The sequence below is a fragment of the Paracidovorax konjaci genome (assembly GCF_900112675.1).
GTDB classification, from domain to species: domain Bacteria; phylum Pseudomonadota; class Gammaproteobacteria; order Burkholderiales; family Burkholderiaceae_C; genus Paracidovorax; species Paracidovorax konjaci.
The window spans coordinates 180,003-202,415 of sequence record NZ_FOMQ01000001.1 but is presented as its reverse complement, the minus strand read 5'-3'; the positions used below and the strand labels follow the sequence as shown (position 1 = coordinate 202,415).

21 protein-coding genes are annotated in these 22,413 nt (G+C 69.5%); 12 read left to right on the top strand and 9 right to left on the bottom strand.

Going from position 1 to position 22,413, the window contains the following annotated elements; all coding sequences use genetic code 11:
* Window positions 1–60: 60 nt before the first annotated feature.
* Both BM144_RS00850 and BM144_RS00845 read right to left on the bottom strand, forming a co-directional pair.
* Complete coding sequence (locus BM144_RS00850; RefSeq protein ID WP_092948872.1) at window positions 61–879, bottom strand: HDOD domain-containing protein; 819 nt, start codon at window positions 877–879, stop codon at window positions 61–63.
* A 201-nt stretch (window positions 880–1,080) separates the two neighbouring features.
* Window positions 1,081–4,215, bottom strand: coding sequence for a hypothetical protein (locus BM144_RS00845; RefSeq protein WP_092948870.1), 3,135 nt, complete (start codon window positions 4,213–4,215; stop codon window positions 1,081–1,083).
* A gap of 215 nt (window positions 4,216–4,430) precedes the next feature.
* Here BM144_RS00845 and BM144_RS00840 point away from each other — a divergent pair, with 215 nt between their 5' ends.
* The 3 genes from BM144_RS00840 to BM144_RS00830 all read left to right on the top strand — a co-directional run bounded on the left by BM144_RS00840 (window position 4,431) and on the right by BM144_RS00830 (window position 7,235).
* Window positions 4,431–5,462 (top strand): ABC transporter substrate-binding protein, encoded by a 1,032-nt coding sequence (locus BM144_RS00840; protein WP_092948868.1) that lies wholly within the window; start codon window positions 4,431–4,433, stop codon window positions 5,460–5,462.
* A gap of 163 nt (window positions 5,463–5,625) precedes the next feature.
* Window positions 5,626–6,453, top strand: coding sequence for an ABC transporter ATP-binding protein (locus tag BM144_RS00835; protein WP_092948866.1), 828 nt, complete (start codon window positions 5,626–5,628; stop codon window positions 6,451–6,453).
* Entirely contained in the window at window positions 6,450–7,235 is a 786-nt protein-coding gene (locus BM144_RS00830) for an ABC transporter permease (RefSeq protein ID WP_092948864.1), read from the top strand. Before BM144_RS00835 ends, BM144_RS00830 begins: the two co-directional genes overlap by 4 nt.
* A 122-nt stretch (window positions 7,236–7,357) precedes the next feature.
* On the opposite strand, the gene BM144_RS00825 is transcribed toward BM144_RS00830, so the two are convergent.
* Window positions 7,358–9,400 (bottom strand): IPTL-CTERM sorting domain-containing protein, encoded by a 2,043-nt coding sequence (locus BM144_RS00825; RefSeq protein ID WP_092948862.1) that lies wholly within the window; start codon window positions 9,398–9,400, stop codon window positions 7,358–7,360.
* A gap of 271 nt (window positions 9,401–9,671) precedes the next feature.
* On the opposite strand from BM144_RS00825, the gene BM144_RS00820 reads away from it, so the two are divergent.
* On the top strand, window positions 9,672–10,469 hold the full coding sequence (locus BM144_RS00820) for an SDR family NAD(P)-dependent oxidoreductase (protein WP_092948860.1): 798 nt from the start codon (window positions 9,672–9,674) through the stop codon (window positions 10,467–10,469).
* Between the two features lie 65 nt (window positions 10,470–10,534).
* Entirely contained in the window at window positions 10,535–11,347 is an 813-nt protein-coding gene (gene otnI / locus BM144_RS00815; protein ID WP_092948858.1) for a 2-oxo-tetronate isomerase, read from the top strand.
* Window positions 11,348–11,368: 21 nt separating this feature from the next.
* Here the strand turns inward: otnI and BM144_RS00810 are convergent, their stop codons facing one another.
* Entirely contained in the window at window positions 11,369–11,581 is a 213-nt protein-coding gene (locus tag BM144_RS00810; protein WP_092948856.1) for a hypothetical protein, read from the bottom strand.
* Between the two features lie 403 nt (window positions 11,582–11,984).
* On the opposite strand from BM144_RS00810, the gene BM144_RS00805 reads away from it, so the two are divergent.
* Both BM144_RS00805 and infA read left to right on the top strand, forming a co-directional pair.
* Window positions 11,985–12,200: a hypothetical protein gene (locus BM144_RS00805; RefSeq protein ID WP_092948854.1), complete on the top strand. Its 216-nt coding sequence runs from the start codon at window positions 11,985–11,987 to the stop codon at window positions 12,198–12,200.
* A 53-nt stretch (window positions 12,201–12,253) separates the two neighbouring features.
* The gene (gene infA / locus BM144_RS00800; protein WP_092948852.1) at window positions 12,254–12,517 is read left to right on the top strand and encodes a translation initiation factor IF-1; all 264 of its coding nucleotides are present in this window, start codon (window positions 12,254–12,256) and stop codon (window positions 12,515–12,517) included.
* A 15-nt stretch (window positions 12,518–12,532) separates the two neighbouring features.
* On the opposite strand, the gene BM144_RS00795 is transcribed toward infA, so the two are convergent.
* Window positions 12,533–13,546, bottom strand: a complete 1,014-nt coding sequence (locus BM144_RS00795; protein ID WP_092948850.1) for an isopenicillin N synthase family dioxygenase — start codon at window positions 13,544–13,546, stop codon at window positions 12,533–12,535.
* Between the two features lie 468 nt (window positions 13,547–14,014).
* On the opposite strand from BM144_RS00795, the gene BM144_RS00790 reads away from it, so the two are divergent.
* The 3 genes from BM144_RS00790 to BM144_RS00780 all read left to right on the top strand — a co-directional run bounded on the left by BM144_RS00790 (window position 14,015) and on the right by BM144_RS00780 (window position 16,479).
* On the top strand, window positions 14,015–15,037 hold the full coding sequence (locus BM144_RS00790) for an ABC transporter substrate-binding protein (protein ID WP_092949504.1): 1,023 nt from the start codon (window positions 14,015–14,017) through the stop codon (window positions 15,035–15,037).
* Complete coding sequence (locus BM144_RS00785; protein WP_092948848.1) at window positions 15,034–15,543, top strand: nucleoside deaminase; 510 nt, start codon at window positions 15,034–15,036, stop codon at window positions 15,541–15,543. The genes BM144_RS00790 and BM144_RS00785 overlap by 4 nt, the downstream gene beginning before the upstream one ends.
* 105 nt (window positions 15,544–15,648) lie before the next feature.
* Complete coding sequence (locus tag BM144_RS00780) at window positions 15,649–16,479, top strand: urease accessory protein UreD (protein ID WP_092948846.1); 831 nt, start codon at window positions 15,649–15,651, stop codon at window positions 16,477–16,479.
* A gap of 13 nt (window positions 16,480–16,492) precedes the next feature.
* On the opposite strand, the gene BM144_RS00775 is transcribed toward BM144_RS00780, so the two are convergent.
* The 3 genes from BM144_RS00775 to BM144_RS00765 all read right to left on the bottom strand — a co-directional run bounded on the left by BM144_RS00775 (window position 16,493) and on the right by BM144_RS00765 (window position 19,064).
* Window positions 16,493–16,747: a hypothetical protein gene (locus BM144_RS00775; RefSeq protein WP_245783472.1), complete on the bottom strand. Its 255-nt coding sequence runs from the start codon at window positions 16,745–16,747 to the stop codon at window positions 16,493–16,495.
* Between the two features lie 303 nt (window positions 16,748–17,050).
* The gene (locus BM144_RS00770) at window positions 17,051–17,881 is read right to left on the bottom strand and encodes an SDR family oxidoreductase (RefSeq protein WP_092948844.1); all 831 of its coding nucleotides are present in this window, start codon (window positions 17,879–17,881) and stop codon (window positions 17,051–17,053) included.
* A gap of 250 nt (window positions 17,882–18,131) precedes the next feature.
* Window positions 18,132–19,064, bottom strand: coding sequence for a DMT family transporter (locus BM144_RS00765; protein ID WP_245783471.1), 933 nt, complete (start codon window positions 19,062–19,064; stop codon window positions 18,132–18,134).
* Between the two features lie 198 nt (window positions 19,065–19,262).
* On the opposite strand from BM144_RS00765, the gene BM144_RS00760 reads away from it, so the two are divergent.
* Window positions 19,263–19,805 carry a RipA family octameric membrane protein gene (locus tag BM144_RS00760; protein ID WP_139225604.1) on the top strand — a complete coding sequence of 181 codons (543 nt, stop codon included), beginning with the start codon at window positions 19,263–19,265 and terminating at the stop codon, window positions 19,803–19,805.
* A gap of 13 nt (window positions 19,806–19,818) precedes the next feature.
* On the top strand, window positions 19,819–20,640 hold the full coding sequence (locus BM144_RS22485) for a hypothetical protein (protein WP_139225603.1): 822 nt from the start codon (window positions 19,819–19,821) through the stop codon (window positions 20,638–20,640).
* A gap of 246 nt (window positions 20,641–20,886) precedes the next feature.
* Here the strand turns inward: BM144_RS22485 and BM144_RS00755 are convergent, their stop codons facing one another.
* Window positions 20,887–22,398 (bottom strand): tripartite tricarboxylate transporter permease, encoded by a 1,512-nt coding sequence (locus BM144_RS00755; RefSeq protein WP_092948838.1) that lies wholly within the window; start codon window positions 22,396–22,398, stop codon window positions 20,887–20,889.
* Window positions 22,399–22,413 lie beyond the last annotated feature (15 nt).

Below are 22,413 nucleotides of genomic sequence, written 5' to 3'. Positions count from 1 at the left end.
GTGGAGCCCCCTGAAAAGCCCGGCCTGCCGGGCTTTTTGCCGTGCGCTGCGCGCGCCCGGTCAGCGGATCGGCGTGTCCACGAAGCCCGCCACGGGAGGCAGGTGCGTCTCCACCCAGCCAGGGTCGAGCTGCAGCGCGGAGAGCAGGTCGGCGGGCAGGGCGCGCACCGTGTCCGATGCGCTCATGGGCTCTTCCAGCCCGATCTCGGCCAGCAGCGTGGCCACGTGCAGGATGGCGCCCAGGCGGCAGAACGGCGTGGCCGCGAGCGGATCGCCCGCGGTGTCGAGCGCGCGCACGATGCCTTCGGGGAAATTCCAGCGCCGCGCCAGTTCGGCCGTGACCTGCGCCTCGGTGAAGCCCAGCAGCGCCTGCTCGCGCTCCCAGCGCCCGCCCGCATGGTGCGGCAGCCGCTCGATCTCGGGGATCTGCTCGGGCGCCTTCTGGGCGATGACGAATTCGCCCAGGCGCACGAGGAAGCCCGCCAGCCACGACTGCGGCACGTCGGTGCCCAGCGTGCGGGCCAGCCACTGGGCATAGCCCGCGGTGGCCATGCTCTCCTTCCAGAACGCGGTGGCGTCCAGCCCTGCCGCATCCTTGAAGAGGCCCACGGTGCAGGCCGCCAGCGCCAGGGTGCGCACCTGGTTGAGGCCCACCATGGTGATCGCGTCGTCCAGCGAGGACACGCTGCGCGGCAGCCCGAAGCGCGCGCTGTTGGCCAGCCGGATCAGCTTGGCGGTGAGCGCCGGGTCGCGCGCGATCGCGTTGCGCACTTTCTCGAAGGGGATGTCGTCGTCGTGCATCGTGGCGATCAGCTCGCGCGCCACGTCGGGCATCGTGGGCAACTGCACGTTCTCGAAAAAGGCGGACAGGTGGGGCATCGCGGGCCTTTCTCCAGCCGGTGAAAGGGGCTGGCGATGGCTTTTTAGCATGCGACCCGCGGGCCCCGACTACGCGTTAGCACTAGGCCGGATGGCGCCGTACCGCGACGCGCGGGAGGTGTCCAGCCCATCGGCCTCCCGCCTGCCGCAGGCTGCGTGCATCGCCGCCCGCCGCTTCGCCCCGGCCGCCGCCGATGGCGGTCACGCGCGGCGCGGCCTCTGGGCCGGCACGTCCAGGCGGTTGTCGATGTGGGAGGCCTCGGCCGCCTCCAGGCTCGCGAACTGCACCACGATATCCACGCCCTGCGTGGCCTGGACCAGGTTGCGCTCGTACGAGCGCAGCGAGTAGGGCTGCGTCGCCGCGGGGTCCTGCCATTGCGATTCGATCGTTCCGGCCAGCGCGGCGGCTGCCTGCGGCAGGCCGCTCGGGTGCTGCTCGCACAACTGCATCGCCGAACGGTAGGCATCGTTGCGCGCGCGGGCCTCGGGCGTCACGATGTGGCGCACCGCGAAGCTGTGCGTGGGCGCCGCATGCTGGCGGATGTCCGCCAGCAGTCCTTCGAGGCGTTCAGGGTCGGCGCCGGCGTCCACCCATGCGCCCTTCTCGGGCTTCAGTGCCTTCATGAACGCGTCGACCGTCTGGTACTCGGTCTCGACGAACGACAGCGGATGCAGGCGGCCGTCTTCGTACACCGCCTCCCGCCGGTGGGACACGCCCGACTGGATGCGTTCCGCGCCCACACCGAACTGCGTCGTCGCGAGCGACACATCGACCCCGCCGGAAAACGAGGTCTGCGAGGCGACGCTGGCGGACGGTCCGGCCGTCACCTTGGCGCCCACCCCGATCCGCACGGCGTTGCCCTCGATCGATCGCTCCACACGCATGCGTCCGGTCGCATCGGCGTAGTGCCTGGTGACATTGCGCTGGGCTTCCACGTTGCCGCCGACGCTGGCACTGACCTTGGCCCCCCATTGGCCGATCGATCCCACCAGGTCCGCGCCGACCCCATGGCGGCGCCGGCCGTCGCCGGCCTCGCCGATGCGGTTGACCGTCAGTTCCGGAAACTCCTGCAGCAGGCGCTGCAGCAGCGGGGTGGCGTCATCCGCCTGGGCACCGCCCTGGCTGCCGTCGAGCAGCGCGTCCACCAGTGCCGAGAATTCCGCCCGCAGTTCCGGCACCGGCCGGCCGACCCGCGGCAAACGCAGGGAGATGCCCTCGATCTCGGCATCGTCCCGGCCGTAGAGCAGGGTGTCCACGTTGACCCCCGCCTTCGCCACGCCGATGTCCGGCCCGACGAAAGCGCCCACCCCGATCTGCTTGGAGACCTGGCGCTGCGATCCCAGCACCAGTTCCATGTCGTAGGGGGGCATGGCAATCTCGAAGACCGCCTGGCGGCTGCGCTGCGCACGGCCATCGACCCGCCCGCGCAGGAAGAAGGCGCTCGCCACGGCGCTGATCGACGACGTGATCTGCCGCAGTCCCACCCCGACCAGTCCGCCGCTGCTCAGCCGCAGCCGGGACGATCCTTCGATGTTCGCAATGATGTCTTTCAACGCCGAGCGCACGGTTTCGCGCGTGACCATCGGCACCCGGGTGTCCCGGCCCAGGGCCTCTTCCTCGGCCTGCGCAAGGGCCGTGGAGACGGTCTGCACCCAGGGCACCTCCTGCCCTCCCTGCGCTTCCTGAACCTCCTGCGCACCGTCGTTGCCAGGGGCTCCGCGGACCTCGCCGAACCACTCGCCCATCGCCCCGGAATCCAGTCGCAGGTCCGCAAGGGCCTTGAGTTGCGTCGATTGCTTCAGTTGTTGGACCAGGTCGGGCCCGGGGTCGGGCGACAGCCTGCCTGCCAGGCGGAGCGCGATGTCGGCGCGGGCCGCCTCGTCGAAGCCGTCCCTCTCGAGCGGCTGCGGGGCGGGGGTCTGCAGGCAGTGTTCCAGCACCGCCGCTCGCAGCAAGGCATCGGGCACCTGCCCGGGCCCGGGCGCACGGGCACGCTCCGCGGCGGCGACCAAAGGCCCCACCAGGGCCGTGGCGGCCCGGCGCAACTCCTGCTCCCGCGCCAGGCGGTGGCGCGCGATGGCAGGGCCCCGCTCCACGTTCTGCGTTCCGTGCTTCAAGGCACGGAACGGCGATTTGCCGAAGATCGGATTGCGCAGCAGGCGCCCGCGCTCGGGCGTGGCGCGCTCGATCCAGCGGCCGGTCTTCATCAGCCGGCTGTTGATGGCCGCGAAGTGCGTGCCCGGCCCGGTCTCGAAAATGTCGTTGCGCACGGCGGTCAACGCCCACTGGTGGGGCCGGGCCGCGTCCACCTCGCCCGCCATCCGCGCCGCGGCGCAGGCGACGGCCTTGCCGGTCAGCGTGCCGAGGGCGGCGGGATTGCCCAGGACCGCGGCGGGATCCCCCCGCACCGCGTGCTCTGCCGGCACGGCCGCGGCGGCCTTGAGGAGCAGCGCGAAGTCCCGGCCGTGCTCTGCCGCCACCGGTTGCGCCACGATGGACTGCAGCACGTCGAAGCCCGTGGGCGTGCCTGCGAGCGCTGCCGCCGCCTGCCACGCCGCCTGCCGCACCGCACGCATGGCGTCGCCCGCCGCGTCCGCATGGGAGGGCCGCGGAGACGCAGGCAGCGACCGTTCCGGGGTACCCGGCTCCGAGCCGTCGGGCGTGTGGTAGGCCGAGCCCCCGTCCACGGACGCATCCGCGGCCCGGTCTTCGTCGCCCTGCTCGGACCCTTCGGGCGTCAGGTAGACCGAAGCGGTACCGTCCTCCAGTCCCCCGGCCTGCTGCCGCCATGCGGCGGCGATGTCCTGTTGCGGATCGAGCCCCCGCAGAAATGCCAGCGCGTCCCGCGCCAGCCGGGCATCGCCGCCGGTCGCGGCAGCCAGGGCCTGGGCCAGCAGCACGGTAGGCGCCCCGGGCAGTCCGGGAATCGGAGGCATGCGTGAAAAATCCGCGCGGCCCAGCTCGTAAGCGAGATCCGCCGCCACGCCGAAGCCCCGCGTCGCCGGCGCGAAAAGCGCTTTGGTGAGCGCGGAGCTGTCGGGCGCCTCTTGCGCCATGGCGTCGAGCAGCACGTGGGTGGACGCGGGCCGGGCGGAGGCGGTCTCCACGGCAGGGGCACCGTTGCGGGCGCTGTCGCCCCGGACCGCCGGCGCCGTGGGCACGGTGCCGCGCGGCGGCAGGGTCGATCCCGTGCTGGTGCGGCGGCGCGCCGGGCCGTCCAGCGGCCGCACCGCGGTGCTGGGGATCGAGGGGGTCTGCTGCTTCTGGCCCACCGGCGTGTCGTAGCTCACGCGGGCGATACCGAAGCAGTGGGAGAGCTTGGACAACAGGGACATCGGGCCATCATGCGGAGCCGGGGCGAAGTCCTGCCACAGAAACCCGAAGGGAACGCCCGGGCCGCGAATTCCAATCCGGTGAAACCCTCAACCCCGCAGCCTCCCCATGGTGCAGAGTGCGTGGGCGCCGCAGTGCCCCGCACCCAAGCCCTGGCATGAACGGGCATCGATCTTGCTGTGGCTTTGGCCCATCGACTGACACGATTGAGCCCTCCATGCAGAAACGCTACTTCCTGAAATCCGGTGTCGCCATCGCTGCCGCCGGTGCCTTCTTCCTGGCCCAGGCCCAGACGCCCGTGCCCGTCAAGTTCCAGCTCGACTGGCGCTTCGAAGGGCCGGCCGCCTTCTTCCTGCTGCCCACGTCCAAGGGCTATTTCAAGGAAGCGGGCCTTGCCGTGACGGTGGATGCGGGCAACGGATCGGGCGGCGCCGTGCAGCGCGTGGCCTCGGGCTCGTACGACATGGGTTTCGCGGATCTTGCGGCGCTGATGGAATTCCACGCCAACAACCCCGACGCGCAGAACAAGCCCGTGGCGGTGATGATGGTCTATAACAACACGCCCGCATCGGTCATGGCGCTCAAGAAAAGCGGCATCGCCAAGCCCTCGGACCTGAACGGCAAGAAGCTCGGCGCCCCCGTCTTCGACGCCGGCCGCCGGGCCTTCCCGATCTTCGCCAAGGCGAACCAGATCGCGGGCGTGCAGTGGACCGCCATGGACCCGCCGCTGCGCGAGACCATGCTGGTGCGCGGCGACGTGGACGCGATCACCGGCTTCACCTTCACCTCGCTGCTGAACCTGGAGGCGCGCGGCGCCAAGGCGAGCGACGTGGTGGTCCTGCCCTACGCCGACCACGGCGTGAAGCTCTACGGCAACGCGATCATCGCGAGCCCGCGGCTGCTCAAGGAGAACCCCGAGGCCGTGCGCGCCTTCCTGAAAGCCTTCACCCGCGGCGCCAGGGAGGTGATCGCCAACCCGGCCGCCGCCATCGCCTCGGTGAAGGAGCGCGACGGCATCGTGAACACGCCGCTCGAAACCCGGCGCCTGCAGCTCGCCATCGACACCGTGGTCAACAGCCCCGACGCGCGCACCGAAGGCTTCGGCCAGGTCCGGCCCCAGCGCCTCGCGCTCATGGCCTCCCAGGTCTCCGACGCCTACGGCACCAAGACCCGCGTGGACCCGGCCACGGTCTGGAACGGCAGCTTCCTGCCGTCCGAGGCCGAACTGGCCATCCTCCCGAAGAAGTAACGGGCCCCCGGGCCGCGGCGGACCGCACGCCCGGTGTCCGCACGGGGCCCGGCGCCGCTCCGCGAACATCCCCGCCAAGGCGTTTGCTATGTTTTTTATAGCAAACTATCGAATGAATCCGACGGCATGAAGCCTGTTTGATCCTGAAAGGAGCGCATTCCCCATGCAGCCCACCCCCGCCCCCCCTTTCGTGGACTTCCGCGATGTCTGGCTCGCCTACAACGACGAGCTGCTGAGCGCCAACCATTTCGCGGTGGAAGCCATCGACCTGCAGGTGGGGCGCGGTGAGTTCATCGCCATCGTGGGCCCGTCGGGCTGCGGGAAATCCACCTTCATGAAGCTGGCCACCGGCCTGCGCATGCCCTCCATGGGCAAGATCCGCATCGCCGGCGAGCCGGTGACCGGGCCGCTCAAGATCTCGGGCATGGCCTTCCAGGCGCCCTCGCTGCTGCCCTGGCGCACCACGGTCGACAACGTGCTGTTGCCGCTGGAGATCGTGGAGCCCCACCGCTCGCAGTTCAAGGCGCGCCGCAAGGAATACGAGGCGCGCGCCCGCGCCCTGCTGCAGAAAGTCGGGCTGGCCGGCTACGAGGACCAGTACCCCTGGCAGCTCTCGGGGGGCATGCAGCAGCGCGCGAGCATCTGCCGCGCCCTCATCCACGAGCCCCAGATGCTGCTGCTGGACGAGCCCTTCGGCGCGCTCGACGCGTTCACGCGCGAGGAACTGTGGTGCATCCTGCGCGACCTGCAGGCCGAGCAGCGGTTCAACGTGATCCTCGTCACGCACGACCTGCGCGAGAGCGTGTTCCTGGCCGACACGGTCTACGTGATGAGCAGGAGCCCGGGCCGCTTCGTCGTGCGCCGCGAGATCGAGCTGCCGCGCCCGCGCGAGCTGGAGATCACCTACACCAAGGAATTCACGGACGTCGTGCTGGAGCTGCGGGGCCACATCGGCGCGCTGCGCAAGGCCGGCGGGGAGATCGCGCAATGACGACGACATCCGCACAACATCGCCGGCGCGTGGAGCGCTGGTCGCCCTGGCTGCTGCTCTTCGCCGTGGTCGTGCTCTGGCAACTGGTCTGCTCGGGCTTCGGCGTGTCGGAATTCATCTTCCCGAGCCCCTGGGCCATCTGGAGCCAGTTCGTCGAGTTCAAGTGGATCATCGCCGCCCACGCCTGGCGCACCTTCTGGGTGACGATGGCGGGCTTCGGCATCGCCATCGTGGTGGGCGTGCTGCTGGGCTTCGTGATCGGCTCCTCGCGGCTCGCCTACGCGGCCGTCTACCCGCTCATGACCGCCTTCAACGCCCTGCCCAAGGCGGCCTTCGTGCCCATCCTCGTGGTGTGGTTCGGCATCGGTGCGGGGCCGGCCATCCTGACGGCCTTCCTCATCAGCTTCTTTCCCATCATGGTGAACATCGCCACCGGCCTCGCCACGCTGGAGCCCGAGCTGGAGGACGTGCTGCGCGTGCTGGGCGCGCGCCGCTGGGACGTGCTCACCAAGGTCGGCCTGCCGCGGTCGCTGCCCTACTTCTACGGCTCGCTCAAGGTGGCCATCACGCTCGCATTCGTGGGCACCACGGTGAGCGAGATGACCGCCGCCAACGAAGGCATCGGCTACCTGCTCATCTCCGCGGGCTCCTCCATGCAGATGGGCCTCGCGTTCGCAGGCCTCATGGTGGTGGGTGCCATGGCCATGGCGATGTACGAGCTGTTCAGCGTGCTCGAGAAGCACACCACCGGCTGGGCGCGGCGCGGCTCCCAGGGCGGATGAAGGCGGCGCGGCGTCGGCGGTAGCGGCGCCGGCCACGAAAAAGGGGAACACGCCCTGCAGCGTGTTCCCCCTGGATCCTCCCGGCAGCGGGCCCCGCCGCGTGCGGGGCCTGCGGCACGCGGTCAGCGCGTGCGGCGGCGGCGCTCCACCGCCCAGGCGCTCGCGCCCAGCAGCGTGGCCAGCAGCATCAGACCCCATTCGCTCAGGGTCGGGATCGCAGCGACGGAGCCGCCCGGGCCGCCCGGAACTCCGGGGCCGCCAGGGCCACCCGGGCCGCCGGTGCCCGCGCCGGTGAAGGTCACCGAGTTGTCCACGCTGGTCGATGCCGCGTTCTGGTTGCCCAGGCTGTCCACGGCGCCCGGCGTGACGGACACGATGACGGTGCCCGGACCGGTCATGCCGGAGACCTCCACGGTGTAGACCGTGGGACCGCCCGTGACCGTGGCCGTCGTCGCGCCAGCCGTGCCGCCCAGAGTCACCTGCGCATTGGTGAAACCCGTCACCGCCTCGCTGAAGGTCACCGTGAACTGCAGGGGACCGGTCGCGACCGGATCGGCCTGGCCGGCGGCCTGCTCGACGGTGACCGTGGGGCCGGTCTTGTCGATGGTGTAGACCTCACCCGTGTAATTGCCGTTGCCGGCACCGGTGCCACCCAGGCGCGCGCCGCCCGTGCTCTGGATCGAGTCGTTGTCCACGAGGTTCAGGCCCACGGTGCCGTCGCCCGTACCGGTGTTCACCACGACCGTGTAGGTCGTGCCGCTGCCCGTGACGGAATTGACGGATGCGCCCGTGACGCCGCCCGCGCCCACCGCGGAGAAGTCGGCGGCATCCACGCCCGTGACGGACTGGTCGAACGTGACGGTGTACGACACGGTGGAGCCGTTCGTCGGCGACGTGCCGGCGCGCACGATGGAGGAGACCGTCGGCGGGCAGGCGCCGCCGTCCGTGCAGCTCTGGAACTCGAAGAGGCCGCCGCCCGTCGGGGTGCCCTCGGCCACTACGGCGAAGCGTGCGAAGCCCGTCTGCTGCACGCCCAGCAGGAAGCGCACGTCGATGGACGCACCGGGGGCCAGCGGCGCGCCGGAGGTCACCGAAGGCACCGTCAGCGTGCTGTTGAAGCCGCCGCCGTTGGGCTGGGAAGGCGGCTGGTCCAGCGTCGTGCCGGCCACGGTCACGTTGCTCGTGCCGCTGCCGCAGGGTGCGCGGTCCACGGTGACCACCACGTTGCTGGACGTGCGCGGACGCAGGTCGGCGAAGCCGGAGGGCGCCGGGAAGGTCGTCAGGTCCACCACGCGAAAGCGCAGGCGCGTGATCGGCAGGCCCGAGGTGTTGGTGAACGTGCGGCGGATGTCGAGCGTGCCGAACGTGGAGTTGTTGGCGGGATCGGACGTGAGGTCGCGCGCCACGTTCGGCGGGGCGGTATTGGCGCTGCAGCCGTCCAGCAGGGCATGCGTGAAGACGCTGGCCTCGGCGATCGGCGCCGTCAGGTTCGCGGGCCCGGGCGCGCCCAGGCGCTGGCCGGCGCCGGCGGAGGTGCCGTTGGTATCCACGAAGATGAAGTCCGTGGCGTTGTTGTTGGTGTCCAGCGGAACGCCCGGCGTGGTGCAGGGGGTGTTGGTGGTGATGGAGCCCTGCTTGCCGCAGCGGTCGCGCACGAAGGCGTAGTCGATGCTGAACGGCGTCAGTGCCGGATAGCCCGTGCCTTCCTTGTAGAGCGTGTTGGATTCGGAGCTCGATCCCACGGCATCCAGGCGGTTGGCCAGTGTGAAGCTGCCGCCGCCGGTGTTGTTGTCGAACAGCGCGATACCGGCGTTGTCCGGGATGTCGCCGGTGTAGGTGGCATCCGCCACGGCCAGCGGGTTGCCGCCGCCCAGCGAATACGCAGCGCTGTTCGTGCAGAGGAAGGATCCGCCGGCCGGCAGTACCGTGCCGTTGGGGATCGTGCAGCGCACGACGCCGTTGGAGGCGGCGATGGCCCACCCCGTGCCCGACGACGCGGCCACGGTCACGGGCGCATTGGTCTCGTTGAGGATGCGGATGTACTCGTCACTGGCACCGGACGGGCCGCGCAGACGGAACTCCGAAATGATGGCGGCATGGGCAGAGCCCAGGCACCAGGCGGCAGCGATGGCAATGCCGAGTGGACGCGCGATACGGCCGAGCACGCGTTGGGGTCGCCGGCTGGCGGTTGAAGCATGCATAAACATTTACTGTCGAGCTTTCCATTCAGTATTAATAATTTTTTGAATGTAACAATTCATCAGCTCAGCCTTAGCGATAAATTTCTTGTTGAGTCGCTTCCATACCGCACTCCGCCGCGGTGCCGCGTGACGGTGTTTTCAGGGCCTGCTATGGGCCCTGGACTACGCGGGGCGGGCCGGCCTGTCCTCTACAGTGAAAAGCCGTTTCTCGGCTCTCTTCAGGAAAGGACAACCCATGGCGCATGGAAGCCTCGCCGGCCGCAAGGCCCTGGTCACCGGAAGCACGCAGGGCATCGGCGCGGCCATCGCGCTGCGCCTCGCGCAGGACGGTGCCGATGTCGTGCTCAACGGCCGCAAACCCGATGGCGCACCCGGCGAAGTCGTGGAGCGCATCGAGTCGCTGGGCCGCCGCGCGGCGTATGTCGCGGCGGACATCAGCCAAGGCGCCGCCGAGGCCGCGCGCCTCGTGGACGAAGCCGCGCAGGCGCTCGGCGGGCTCGACATCCTCGTGAACAACGCCGGCGTGGAGCGGCGCGCCGATTTCTGGGACGTGACCGAAGAGGACTACGACCTCGTCATGGACACCAACGTGAAAGGCCTGTTCTTCGCCACGCAGGCCTTCGTGCGGCACCTTCGCGTCCAGCAGGGCGGCAAGGAAGGCGCGGGCCGCGGCGCCATCGTCAACATCAGCTCGGTGCACGAAGAGATCGCGTTCCCGCATTTCGCGTCGTACTGCGCGAGCAAGGGCGCACTGCGCATGCTCGCGCGCAACCTTGCCAGCGAACTGGCGCCGCTGGGCATCCGCATCAACAACGTCGCGCCGGGCGCGATCGCCACGCCCATCAATGCCCAGCTGCTGGACAACCCGGAGCAGTTGCGCGCGCTCACGGCGCAGATCCCGCTCGGGCGCATGGGGCAGCCCGAGGACGTGGCCGGCCTCGTGGCCTTCCTGGCGGGCGACGACGCGCGCTACATCACGGGCGGCACGCATTTCGTGGACGGCGGGCTCACCTACCACTACACCGAGCAGTAGCCGCGCAGGCAGCGCCGACGCGGGCGGCACAATGGCCGCCGATCCGCCATTCCGCTGCCGCCGCCATGCCCCGCTTTGCCGCCAACCTGTCCATGCTCTATCCGGAGCTGGAGTTCCCCGACCGCTTCGCCGCCGCCGCGCGCGACGGCTTCAGCGGTGTGGAATACCTGTTTCCCTACGCGCACGATGCCGGCAGCCTGGCCGACGCACTGCGCCGGCACGGCCTGCAGCAGGTGCTGTTCAATGCGCCGCCGGGCGACTGGGATGCGGGTGAGCGCGGCCTGGCCTGCCTGCCCGGCCGCGAGGCCGAGTTCGATGACGGGATCGCGCAGGCCATCGGCTATGCGCTGGCGCTGCAATGCCCGCGCATCCACGTGATGGCCGGCACCGTCCCCGCCGGCGCGGATGCCGACGCCGTGCGCCCCACCTACCTGGACAATCTGCGCCGCGCCGCCGACCGTGCCGCGCCGCACGGCATCGATCTGTTGCTGGAGCCCATCAACCACCGCGACATGCCGCGCTTCTTCCTGAACCGGCAGGCCCAGGCGCATGCCCTGGTGGAGGACATCGGCCGCCCCAACGTCAAGGTGCAGATGGACCTCTACCACTGCCAGATCACCGAAGGCGACCTGGCCACGGGCATCCGCCGGCATGTGCCCACGGGCCGTGTCGCCCACGTGCAGATCGCCGGCGTGCCGGAACGCCACGAGCCCGACGTCGGTGAAGTGCACTACCCTTATTTGTGCGACCTGCTCGACCGCCTGGGGTATTGCGGCTGGATCGGCTGCGAATACCGACCCGCGCGCGGCATGGCCGCGGGCGGCACCACCGCGGGCCTGGACTGGATGGCCCCCTGGCGCCGCAGTGCCGGCGCCTGAAGCGGGGTCGCCGCAGGGCCGTCAGCGGGTCTGCATCTGGCGGCAGATGTTCTGGCCCGTGGCGGTCATGCGCAAGGCCCCGCCGTTCCACTCCATCCAGGCGCATCGAACGAGTTCGTCGATCACGTCCTCTCCGATCTCGCCTGCCCGGTTGCTGCGCAGCAGATTTTCGATGCGGGGCAATGCCTCGCGCAATTCGCCCTGTCTGGCGGAGGGAGTGGACGCGGTGGACATGCAACGTACCTTCGGTTGAGAAGTCAACAACCCGCAGGCTAGCACGGTCTCGGGCTCCGCGCGCGGGCCATTTCAGTGCCGCCCACAAGGCCATTACCCCAGTGCGGGAAATGGGTAATGCGCTACACTCCGGCGGTTCTGAGGACACGCTTGCCTCCTCAGAGCGTGCAGCGCCCGCCGCCGCACGGCGTCCGCCCCGCCTCCGGCCCCGTATCCCGCGGCCCGCCGCCCCATCGGCAAGTTCCCTTTTCCACCGCGCTCCGCCCCGGACACCCGGACCGCGTTGTCACTGCGCTTTCGTACTTCCGCGCACCGCCGGCGATCCTGCCGTGCCCGGATCTTCCGCGGTGTCCCGTTTCCGCGTACCGCGCCCGCTGCGCCGCACGCCATTCCGTTTTTCGACATGACCCCACAATCCGCCCAGGCGGTGGGCACCTTCCTCGTCACGCCCCTCACGCGGCGCACCGAGTCGGGCGACTACACCGCATCCGTTTCCGTCCGCAGAGGCATGCACGACCGCATCTTCCGCTTCATCCAGCGTTTCGACAGCCACGCACTGGCCGCGCATTACGCGCTCGACCAGGGCCGCCACATCGCGCTGAACGGCGCTGCCGCCTGACGCGGCAGGCCCATTTTTCACCTGTCCCGATTCCCTATCCCCGAAGGAGTTCTGTGTCCAAAGAAGATCTGATCGAAATGCAAGGCAAAGTGGATGAAGTGCTGCCCGACTCCCGCTTCCGTGTGACCCTGGACAACGGCCACCAGCTGATCGCCTACGCGGGCGGCAAGATGCGCAAGCACCGCATCCGCGTGCTGGCCGGCGACCGTGTTTCCCTGGAACTGTCCCCGTACGACCTCAACAAGGGCCGGCTCACCTTCCGGCACATCGAAGGCCGCGGCGGTCCTCGCCCCCCTGCGCGCCCCGGCGCCCGCTGAAGGGCCCTGCCTGCGTCAGTAGCGGTTGGAGAAGTTCGCGCTGATGCGCTGCTTCAGGTACTCGCCCGCGGCGATCGGCGGATGCCTGCCCTCCGGGCCCGCGATCACCGCGTCTTCATTGGCCTGGCAAAAGAACGCCAGGCTGTAGCGCGCGCCCTGATACTCGTGCGGCAGCGGATTGCGCACGCGGTGGAAGTTGCTGGGCAGCACGTCGTCGCTCCAGCGCATGAGCATGTCGCCGATATTGCAAGTGATCACGCCCTCGGCCGGCTCCACGGGCGTCCAGCGGCGGCCCTCCATTTCCTTGCCGGGCAGCACCTGCAGCCCGCCCTGCCCCGGGCGCTGGAACAGCAGCGTCAGGCAGTCGAAGTCGGTGTGCGCGCCCGCGCGCCACAGGCCCAGTTCCTCCTTGAGCGCCGGGTCCACCGCGAAGTAATGCAGCATGCGCAACGTGCTCTGGTAGGCAGGCACGGAAGGATCGTGCGCGCGGGTGAAGAACGCATCGTCGAAGCCCAGCTTCCAGGCGAAGCACGACAGCAGCCGCATGCCCACCTCCCAGCACTGGCGCTCGAAGGCCAGCGTTGCCGCGCGGAAGCCCGGTAGCTCCTCCTGCGCCGGCCAGAGGCCCTGCATGCGGGGTCGCGTGACCTGGTAGGACTCCTTCTGGTCCGGCGTGCGGGTGGAGGGCCGGATCTGGGCCTTGTGCTCCCAGCCCGCGTTGCGCGCGAGAGGCCACTGCGCCTTGGTTTCGCGTGGCAGCGCGAAGAAGGCCTCGGCCCGCGCGAAGGCCGCGCGGATGTCCTGGATGGGGATGCCATGGTGGGACACCTGGAAAAAGCCGATGTCCACGGACGCGCTCCAGAGCTGCTCGGCGATCTCTTCCTTGCGGCGGTCGAAGTCGGAGATATCGATGCAGCGCACCTCGCGCTCGCGCGTTTCCTCGCCCAGGCCGCCCATGCGGGCTTCGCGGGACAGTTCTTCCTGGACGCCGGAGTGATCGGACGTGGCGGGGATGGTGGCAGAAGTCATGGTGGTTTCCTTGAAGTGGGGGAAGGCGGCGGCACCGTGCCGGACACGGTGCCGCCGCCGGCTTCAAGAGCAATGACCCGCCGGCCGGCCGTCCGGGAAAAGGACGCCGGCCCTGCTGAACGCTTCTACTCTCGCCATGGGGCCTTGCAATCGGCGGGCCAGGAAAAGCCGCGCGGCCATGGCCTGCGCGCTGCCGTCCGTGCCCCGCGGCGGTGACGGCACGCACCAAAACGATGAATGCCCGCGCGTCCATGGGCATCGCACAGGCCTTGCGGACGGCGTCACAACTGGCACGCTTCATGCGTTGACGCCGGCGAGTAGAAGCGTTCAGCACGGCGGGCCGCCCCCGCCGCCGCCCGGAAATTGCTCGATCCGCACCGGTCCCGCCCGGCGGTGCGCCGTGCTTTCGCGCGCGGTGCATGGCGCGCGGCACACCGGCCCATCCGCAATGACATCCGAGGTATGGCCATGCAACGACGCCAGTTTCTTTCACGCTCCCTCGCCACCACCGCCGCGCTGGGCGCGCCGTTCGCGCCCTTCGTCCATGCGCAGGGCACCCTCGTGCCGCTGAAATTCACGCTCGACTTCCGCGTCACCAGCCAGACCTCGCCCTTCTTCCTCGCGCTCGCCAAAGGCTACTACCGGGAAGAGGGCCTGGACGTGAGCATCGACGTGGGTTCGGGCTCCGTGGCGTCCATCACGCGCGTGGCCAGCGGCGCCTACGACCTGGGACTGGGCGACCTCAGCTCCCTGGTCGAGTTCCAGGCCCAGAATCCCGGCACGCCGGTGCAGGCCATCTACCAGTACTACCAGCGCGCGCCCTTCGTCATCATCGGGCGCAAGGACCGCGGCATCACCACCGACTTCCTTTCGCTCAAGGGCAAGCGCGTGGCCGCGGCGGCGGTGGAATCCACCCGCCGCTGCTGGCCCATGGTGGCGCGCGCGCTCAAGACCGGCCCCGACCTCTTCGAATGGGTGACTACGGACTTCAGCGCCCGAGACAACGTGATGGTGCGCGGCGACGTCGATGCCGCCACCTACTTCCACGACTCCGCGGTCTCTCTCTTCGCGCGCATGCCGCCCAGGGATCTTGCCGTGCTCGAGTACGGAAAGGCCGGGCTGCACCTGTACGGCAACGCCCTCGTCGCCGGCCGGCTGCTGCAGGAAAAGCCCGAAGCGGCGCGCGGCTTCCTGCGCGCCAGCCAGCGGGCACTGCGCGAGACACTCGCCAGTCCCGAGGCGGCATTGGCCGCCATCAAGTCGCGCGAGCCCATCCTCAACCTGGACGTGGAGCGCGAGCGCTGGTCCATCACCCGGCAGTACCTGGCGCCGCCCGACCTGCCGGCCCAGGCCCTGGGCCGCGTGCAGCCCGCCGTGCTGGAGCGGCAGATCGACGAAGTGGCCGACGTATTCCGGCTGGCCGCGAAGCCGGCGCCCGAGCGCGTCTTCAACCCGGGCTTCCTGCCTGCGGCCACGAAAGGCGCCGCATGAGCGCCATGGCCCTGCCAGAAGAAACGCCGCTGGACGATCGCGACGGCCACTACCTGCGGCAGGCCATCGCCCTGGCGGACAAGGCGCGTGCGCGCGGCAACCGCCCATTCGGCGCGGTGATCGTCGGCGGCGACGGCACGGTGCTGGCGGAGGCCTGGAACGCCAACGCGGAGACCGGCGATTGCACGGCGCATGCGGAAACCTCCGCCATCCGCATGGCGAGTCCCCGGTATGCGCGCGAGGTGCTGGCCCGCGCCACGCTGTACTCGTCGGGCGAGCCCTGCGTGATGTGCGCGGGCGCGATTTTCTGGGCCAACATCGGACGCGTGGTGTACGGCATCGACGCGGTGCGCCTGCGCGGCTTCCGCGGCGAGCGGCAGGACCAACGCGATGCGGAACTCTCCTGCCGCGACGTCTTCGATGCCTCGCCGCACCCGATCGAATGCATCGGCCCGGCCCTGGTCGCCGAAGCCTCCGCATCGCACGAGGGCGCCTGGAAGTCCTGACGCGCGTGCCCGCAGTCCAGCCCCGCGGCCCCGCGGGCCGCGGGCCGCGGCTATCATGCGACGCTCGCTCCACCCCACGCAACGACCGCAAGACAACCACGACCGATGACCTGGCACGCCCGCCTGCAACTGGACTACCGGCGGGAAGGCCCGCGCACCGTGGCCCGCTTCCACCACGACGGGCCGCTGCGCATCCTGCAGAGCCTCTATCCGGAGGGCGACGGCATCTGCCACAACGTGCTCGTGCACCCGCCGGGCGGCCTGGTGGGGGGCGACACGCTGGACATCGCCACCACCGTCGCAGCCGGGGCCCATGGCCTCGTCACCACGCCGGGCGCCACGCGCTTCTACCGATCCACCGGTGCCCCGGCCCTGCAGCGCGCCCACGCGGTGGTCGAGGCCGGCGGCCGCCTCGAATGGCTGCCGCTCGAAGCGCTGTGCTACAGCGCCTGCCAGGCCGAGAACCGTCTCACGCTCGCGCCAGCGCCCGGCGCCGAATGCATCGCCTGGGACGTGACCGCGCTGGGCCTGCCGCACTCCGGGCAGCCCTTCGCGGCCGGCCGCTTCACGCAGCACATCGAGGTGCCGGGCATCTGGCTGGAGCGCGGCACCATCGACGCGGCCGACTCCCTGCTGATGGACGGCCGGCTCGGCCTCGCCGGGCACCGCTGCATGGCATCGGTCTTCTTCGTGGCGGGAGAGGCCCTCCCACGCGAACGGCGCGAAACGGCCCTGGATGCGGCACGCGCCGCGATCGACGCGCACGCGCTGCGTTCCACGGCAGGCGCGACCAGCCCGCACCCGCAGGTGGTCGCCGTGCGCGTGCTGGCCCCGGTGGTGGAGCCCGCGATGGAACTGCTGCGGCAGGTGTGGGGCACCTGGCGCCAGCACCTCTGGGGCCTGTCGCCACGGCAGCCGCGGATCTGGGCAATGTAGGCGGCCGCTCGCCTCAGCGGGCGGGCTGATTGCCGGGGGGCACCGCAGGGATCGAGCGTTCCAGCTGACTGGCCAGCATGCCGGCCACGATGCGCGCCACCGCTTTCGCATCCATCGCCTCGTCGAACAGCATTTCGACGGCGGCATGGATCATCTCCACCACGACGCGGCTGACCAGCCGCAGCTCAGCACGGTCCACCCCCGGCAGCACTTCCGCGAGCAACCGGGTCTGCGCCTCGGTGACTTCGGCGTGGGACGCCAGCCGCACCTCCTGCAGCGCATGATCCAGACGACAGCGTGCGCCGGGTGGCTTCGTAGGTGTTCGGCAGCAGCCCATCACTCCGAACCATGGCACACATCGAGAAAGGCATCCGCTTCCCGGTACTGCTGGCGGCGCTGTCCATCGGCTCGTTGACGCTTCTGGCTCTCGGACCGCAGGGTTTGGCGGACCGTAGCGGCCCGGCTGGCACTGGCGCGCCTGCTGGTGCGGCTGGCGGGGCGGTTCTGACACCGGAGGCTGCCGGACATGGGCGCCGCTGCCCGGGCAGGAGCTGCACCGGAGTGCGCCGGATCAGAACGTTCCCGCGTAGGCCCCGCCGTCGGTCAGCACGTTCTGCCCCGTCATGTAGCCGGCCTGCACGCTGCAGAGGAAGGCACAGACCGCGCCGAACTCCTGCGCCGTGCCGTAGCGGCCGGCGGGGATCGCGGCCTGCTGGACGCGGCGCACTTCGTCCTCGCTCTTGCCCGACTTCTTCATCGCGGCCTGGATGTTGCCGGCCAGCCGGTCGGTGTCGAACTTGCCCGGCAGCAGGTTGTTGATGGTCACGCCCTGCGCGGCGATGCCGCTGCGCGCGGCACCGGCCACGAAGCCCGTGAGGCCGCTGCGCGCGCCGTTGGAGAGGCCGAGGATGTCGATGGGCGCCTTCACCGCGCTGGAGGTGATGTTGACGATGCGCCCGAAGCCGCGCGCGGCCATGCCGTCCACCGTGGCCTTGATCAGCTCGATCGGCGTGAGCATGTTGGCATCCACCGCGCGGATCCAGGCATCGCGGTCCCAGTCGCGGAAGTCGCCGGGCGGCGGTCCGCCGGCGTTGGTGACCACGATGTCGAAATCGCGGCCCGGCCCGCCCGGCGCCGAAAAAGCCGCTTCGCGCCCCTCGGGCGTGGTGATGTCCGCCGCCACGGCGACCACCTGCGGCGGAGGCCCCTTCTGGCCTGCGGCGGCCGTGATCTCTGCGCCCGCCGAAGCCAGCCGCGCGGCCGCCAGCCGCAGGTCTTCGGGGTTGCGCGCATTGATGACCACGTTCACGCCCTCGCGCACGAGCGCTTCGGCGCAGCCGTAGCCCAGCCCCTTGCTCGCGCCGCTGACCAGTGCCCATTTGCCGGAGATTCCGAGATCCATAGTGCTTGTCCTTTCGGGCCGCGCCATGCGGCCCCGAAGTGGTGTGGGAGAAGAAATGACGGTGAGAGCGCGGGGCCGCGGCGCAGCCGTCGCGCGCCCGGCCCCGTGCCCGACCCCTGATGGTACGAAGGGCGGCGAGCGCGCGTGCTGGCAGGGGTATCAGCGCGGGCCCGCGGCGCCGTGCGGCAGCCCCGGCGAACGCATGCCGTTCGGCGCGCGCCTCTGCGGGGGCACGGGCCGGCGGGCCCGTTCACGGCTTCCCGGGCACCGGGCGCCGCGCCGCCATGCGGGTGAACACGAAGATGCCCGCGATCACCAGGGCCGTTCCGGCGGCCACCCAGAGCGTGAACGCCTCGTCCAGCAGCCACACCCCCATGAGGATGGTCGACAGCGGGCCGACCATGCCGGTCTGCGCGGCCAGCCCCGCGCCGATGCGCTCGATCGCCATCATCACCAGCAGCACCGGCACGGCCGTGCACAGCACCGCATTGAGCACGGACAGCCACAGCACCTCCGGCGCCACTACGGCCGCAGAGAGCGGGCGCAGCAGCGCGAACTGCACGATGCAGCAGACGCAGGCCACGGTGGTGGCCAGCCCGACCAGCCGCATCGATCCGATGCGCTTCACCATCTCGCCGCTGTACACCAGATAGACCGCATAGCTCGCGGCCGAGAGGAACACCAGCAGCACGCCCCAGGCCACGTCCGGGCCCTGCAGGCTGGCCTCGTGGCCGAACACCAGCACCACGCCGCAGTAGCTGATCGCCATGCCCAGCACCTGGCCCCAGCGGATGCCGCGCCCGTAGAGCGCCCAGCCGAGCAGTACCACCAGCGTGGGGTTGAGGTAGAGGATGAGCCGTTCCAGGCTGGCGCTGATGTAGGCCAGGCCGGCGAAGTCGAGGAAGCTCGCGAGGTAATAGCCCGTGACCCCCAGCCCCACCACGCCCGCCCAGTCGCGCCGCGACAGGGGCGCCTTGCCCCGGCTGGCCCACCAGCCCATGGCCGCGAAGATCGGCAGGGCGAAGAGCATGCGGTACATGAGCAGCGTGACCGCGTCCACGCCGTAGCGGTAGGCCAGCTTGACGATGATGGCCTTGCCGCTGAAGGCGATGGCACCCACGAGGGCGAAGGTCAGGCCGGTGGTGATTTTGCGGGAGGAGGAAACTGCAGAGTCGTGAGGCACGGAACAGGACGCAGAAAGGTCGGTGGGGATTCGGCAGTGTCGCACGCAGCGCAGCCCCGGGGTCTCCACTTCCGGGAACACAGGCACCGCCATCCGCGATGGCGCCCCGCCCCCCGGCCAAGCCTGTGCGTGGCGCCCCATCCCGTCGCAGCGTCGGCTTGCCATAATCCGCCCCACATAAGAAGAGGGGGAAAACACGTGACGAACGTACATACCGGTGCTGTCGCACCGGAAAAAGAAACCATCAGTGCAGCAAAGCTCTACGAGATCGCACTGGACACCCGCAATCTGGAGATCAATCTCTTTTGGCAGCGGTGTAATTATTTTCTCGTCCTCAACTCCGGACTGGCCGTGGGCTTTTTCAACATGAAAGAAAGCCCTCTGCAGGTACCGACGGCCATCCTTGGCAGCGTCGTTTGCCTCCTCTGGTATCGAGTGGCCTTGGGCAGCAAGTATTGGCAGGAGCGTTGGGAAGACTGCCTGCGGCGGGTCGAGAGAGAGCTTCGCGAAAACAATCTGTACGCGAGCGAGATCCCGCTTTTCTCCGCCGACTGGCGCGCCATTCGGAACGAGGTACGCGAGAGCTTGCAGGCCAACCGGCATGTCGGTATCGAGCGAGCGATCGACGAACAGATCATGTCCAAGCCCTCCGTGACGCTGTCCATGTTTTATCTGGTCATTGCTTTTGGATCGACCTGGCTGGGCCTGATCGTCTACGGCCTGATCCGGGTATTGGATTGAGAGGCGAAAAACGATGAACGAGATGCAGCCACACGGTTCAAACCATCCCGGTGAGCAGGACCGCCAATCCGCGGCACAGCGCGAGCTGCAGTGGGAGCAGGCCAACTACGACAGGAAATGGCAGGAGAACGAACGCTCATACACCCGCAGACAGGCAGCCAAAAGGTTTTGGGTTCTCGTCGTCTTCGGGTTTGCGGTCCTGGCAATGTTTGGTGCATTGGTTTTTTCAAAGGTGCACCGAGAGTTGGCACAGGTGTCGGCGCCAGCACATAGCCAAGCACTGTCAACGCTCATGCAGCGCTCAATGGAAAGGGGATCCCCGCCAACTCCCCTGCCAGCGCCCGTGATCCTCGTGGCCCCGGCCAGCCCGGGTGCTGCGCCCCATGAAAAGCACCCTGAACGAGACGGCCTGCCGACCGTGCCGCCAGAGGTGTTCATCAAACTGATGGACACATTGTTCGGAGGCAGCACGGCTGTCGTTTCCAGTACGGCTGAACTGACGAAGAAATTCGCGGAGGCCGGCATCCGCATTACTGAAGATGCCGCCCAGCAAATTCTCCGAGCCCTGCTACGGCCCAAGGACTCGCCCCCCGCGACGCCGACCGGCGCCGCAGCGGGCTCCCCGGCTGCGGCATCGGTCGGCCCTGTCCAGGTTTTCGTGCAGTGCACGCCAACGCCGCCCCGGGCCACGCCGGCACCGCGTCCGAACGTGCCACGCAAGCCGCCCCGTTGCACCATTCCGCAGGACTCGATCGCCACGCACCCACCCCGATCGGCTGGCGAGCCAACGACCGAAGAACCCGGCAGCCGCGCACCGGGAATCTCCACGCAGTGAACCCTGCCGCAGCAGGCACTTCCGAGGCTCACGTGTGGAGAGCGGGCTATCAGGGGCCGCCGGCATCCCAGGCCGGCACCCACGTTCCATATAGCCGCCTTGTCCACTAGAGCCCCAACTGCGCGGCCCCGCGCGGTCGCGGGCTGGCACCGACTGCCCATGGCAAAGCAAAAGGGCGCCCTTGGGGCGCCCTTTTGCTGCGTAACTGGCAGGGAAGCCCGTCGGCCTCCCCTCCGTGGCGTGCCGTCAGTCCTCGACGAAGGCCTCTTCGCGCTTCTTGCTCACGGCCGGCAGCAGCACGACGATCAGCAGCAGCAGGGCGGCCACCAGCAGGCCGGCGGAGATCGGACGCGTGACGAACACGCTCCAGTCGCCGCGCGACAGCAGCAGCGCACGGCGCAGGTTCTCTTCCATCATCGGCCCCAGGATGAAGCCCAGCAGCAGCGGTGCGGGTTCGGTGCCCAGCTTGTGGAACACGTAGCCCACGAAGCCGAAGATGCCGACCAGCCACACGTCGAACGTGTTGTTGTTGGTGCCGTACACGCCCACCGCGCAGAACAGCACGATGGAAGGGAACAGCCAGCGGTAGGGCACGGTGAGCAGCTTGATCCACATGCCGATCAGCGGCAGGTTCAGGATGATCAGCATCGCGTTGCCGATCCACATCGAGGCGATCAGGCCCCAGAACAGCTCGGGGTTGCTGGTCATCACCTGCGGGCCGGGCTGGATGTTGTGGATCGTCATGGCGCCCACCATCAGTGCCATCACGGCGTTGGGCGGAATGCCCAGCGTCAGCAGCGGGATGAAGGAGGTCTGCGCACCGGCGTTGTTGGCCGACTCGGGAGCCGCCACGCCGCGGATGTTGCCCTTGCCGAAGGGCACTTCGCCCGGCTTCAGCTTGGTCTTCTTCTCGATCGTGTAGGCCGCGAAGGCCGCCAGCAGCGCGCCGCCACCGGGCAGGATACCGAGCGCGGCGCCGAGCGACGTGCCGCGGAGCACGGCGGGGATCATGCGCTTGAAGTCTTCCTTGGTGGGGAACAGGCCCTGCACCTTGGCCGTGAACACCTCGCGGTCGTCTTCGGGCTTGGACAGGTTGGCGATGATTTCACCGTAGCCGAACACACCCATGGCGATCACGACGAAGTTGATGCCGTCGGTCAGTTCGGGGATGTCGAAGCTGTAGCGGGCCACGCCCGAGTTCACGTCGGTACCGACCAGGCCGAGCAGCAGGCCCAGCACGATCATGGCCACGGCCTTGAGCAGGGAGCCCGAAGCCAGCACCACGGCGCCGATCAGGCCCAGCACCATCAGCGACAGGTACTCGGCAGGGCCGAACTTGAAGGCCACTTCGGTCAGCGGGGGCGCGAAGGCCGCCAGGATCAGCGTGCCCACGCAACCTGCGAAGAACGAGCCCAGCCCGGCTGCCGCCAGCGCCGGCCCCGCCCGGCCCTTGCGCGCCATCTGGTAGCCGTCGATCACGGTCACCACCGAGGATGACTCGCCCGGCAGGTTCACCAGGATGGCGGTGGTCGAGCCACCGTACTGCGCGCCGTAGTAGATGCCCGCCAGCATGATGAGCGCGGCCACCGGGGGCAGCGCATAGGTGGCCGGCAGCAGCATGGCGATGGTGGCCACGGGGCCGATGCCGGGCAGCACGCCGATGAGGGTCCCCAGGATACAGCCGATCAGGCAGTAGATGAGGTTCTGGAAGGTGAAGGCGACGCCGAAGCCGGTCGCCAGGTTGTCAAACAATTCCATGGTGTTCGATGCCTC

Bases quoted from the DNA above. Each gene is read 5' to 3' on its own strand.
- BM144_RS00805 (WP_092948854.1), top strand. From the start codon at position 11,985: ATGACCCCACAATCCGCCCAGGCGGTGGGCACCTTCCTCGTCACGCCC.
- BM144_RS00845 (WP_092948870.1), bottom strand. From the start codon at position 4,215: ATGTCCCTGTTGTCCAAGCTCTCCCACTGCTTCGGTATCGCCCGCGTG.
- otnI (WP_092948858.1), top strand. From the start codon at position 10,535: ATGCCCCGCTTTGCCGCCAACCTGTCCATGCTCTATCCGGAGCTGGAG.
- BM144_RS00780 (WP_092948846.1), top strand. From the start codon at position 15,649: ATGACCTGGCACGCCCGCCTGCAACTGGACTACCGGCGGGAAGGCCCG.
- BM144_RS00790 (WP_092949504.1), top strand. From the start codon at position 14,015: ATGCAACGACGCCAGTTTCTTTCACGCTCCCTCGCCACCACCGCCGCG.
- BM144_RS00755 (WP_092948838.1), bottom strand. From the start codon at position 22,398: ATGGAATTGTTTGACAACCTGGCGACCGGCTTCGGCGTCGCCTTCACC.
- BM144_RS00840 (WP_092948868.1), top strand. From the start codon at position 4,431: ATGCAGAAACGCTACTTCCTGAAATCCGGTGTCGCCATCGCTGCCGCC.
- BM144_RS22485 (WP_139225603.1), top strand. From the start codon at position 19,819: ATGAACGAGATGCAGCCACACGGTTCAAACCATCCCGGTGAGCAGGAC.
- BM144_RS00770 (WP_092948844.1), bottom strand. From the start codon at position 17,881: ATGGATCTCGGAATCTCCGGCAAATGGGCACTGGTCAGCGGCGCGAGC.
- BM144_RS00820 (WP_092948860.1), top strand. From the start codon at position 9,672: ATGGCGCATGGAAGCCTCGCCGGCCGCAAGGCCCTGGTCACCGGAAGC.
- BM144_RS00810 (WP_092948856.1), bottom strand. From the start codon at position 11,581: ATGTCCACCGCGTCCACTCCCTCCGCCAGACAGGGCGAATTGCGCGAG.
- BM144_RS00835 (WP_092948866.1), top strand. From the start codon at position 5,626: ATGCAGCCCACCCCCGCCCCCCCTTTCGTGGACTTCCGCGATGTCTGG.
- BM144_RS00850 (WP_092948872.1), bottom strand. From the start codon at position 879: ATGCCCCACCTGTCCGCCTTTTTCGAGAACGTGCAGTTGCCCACGATG.
- BM144_RS00795 (WP_092948850.1), bottom strand. From the start codon at position 13,546: ATGACTTCTGCCACCATCCCCGCCACGTCCGATCACTCCGGCGTCCAG.
- BM144_RS00830 (WP_092948864.1), top strand. From the start codon at position 6,450: ATGACGACGACATCCGCACAACATCGCCGGCGCGTGGAGCGCTGGTCG.
- BM144_RS00785 (WP_092948848.1), top strand. From the start codon at position 15,034: ATGAGCGCCATGGCCCTGCCAGAAGAAACGCCGCTGGACGATCGCGAC.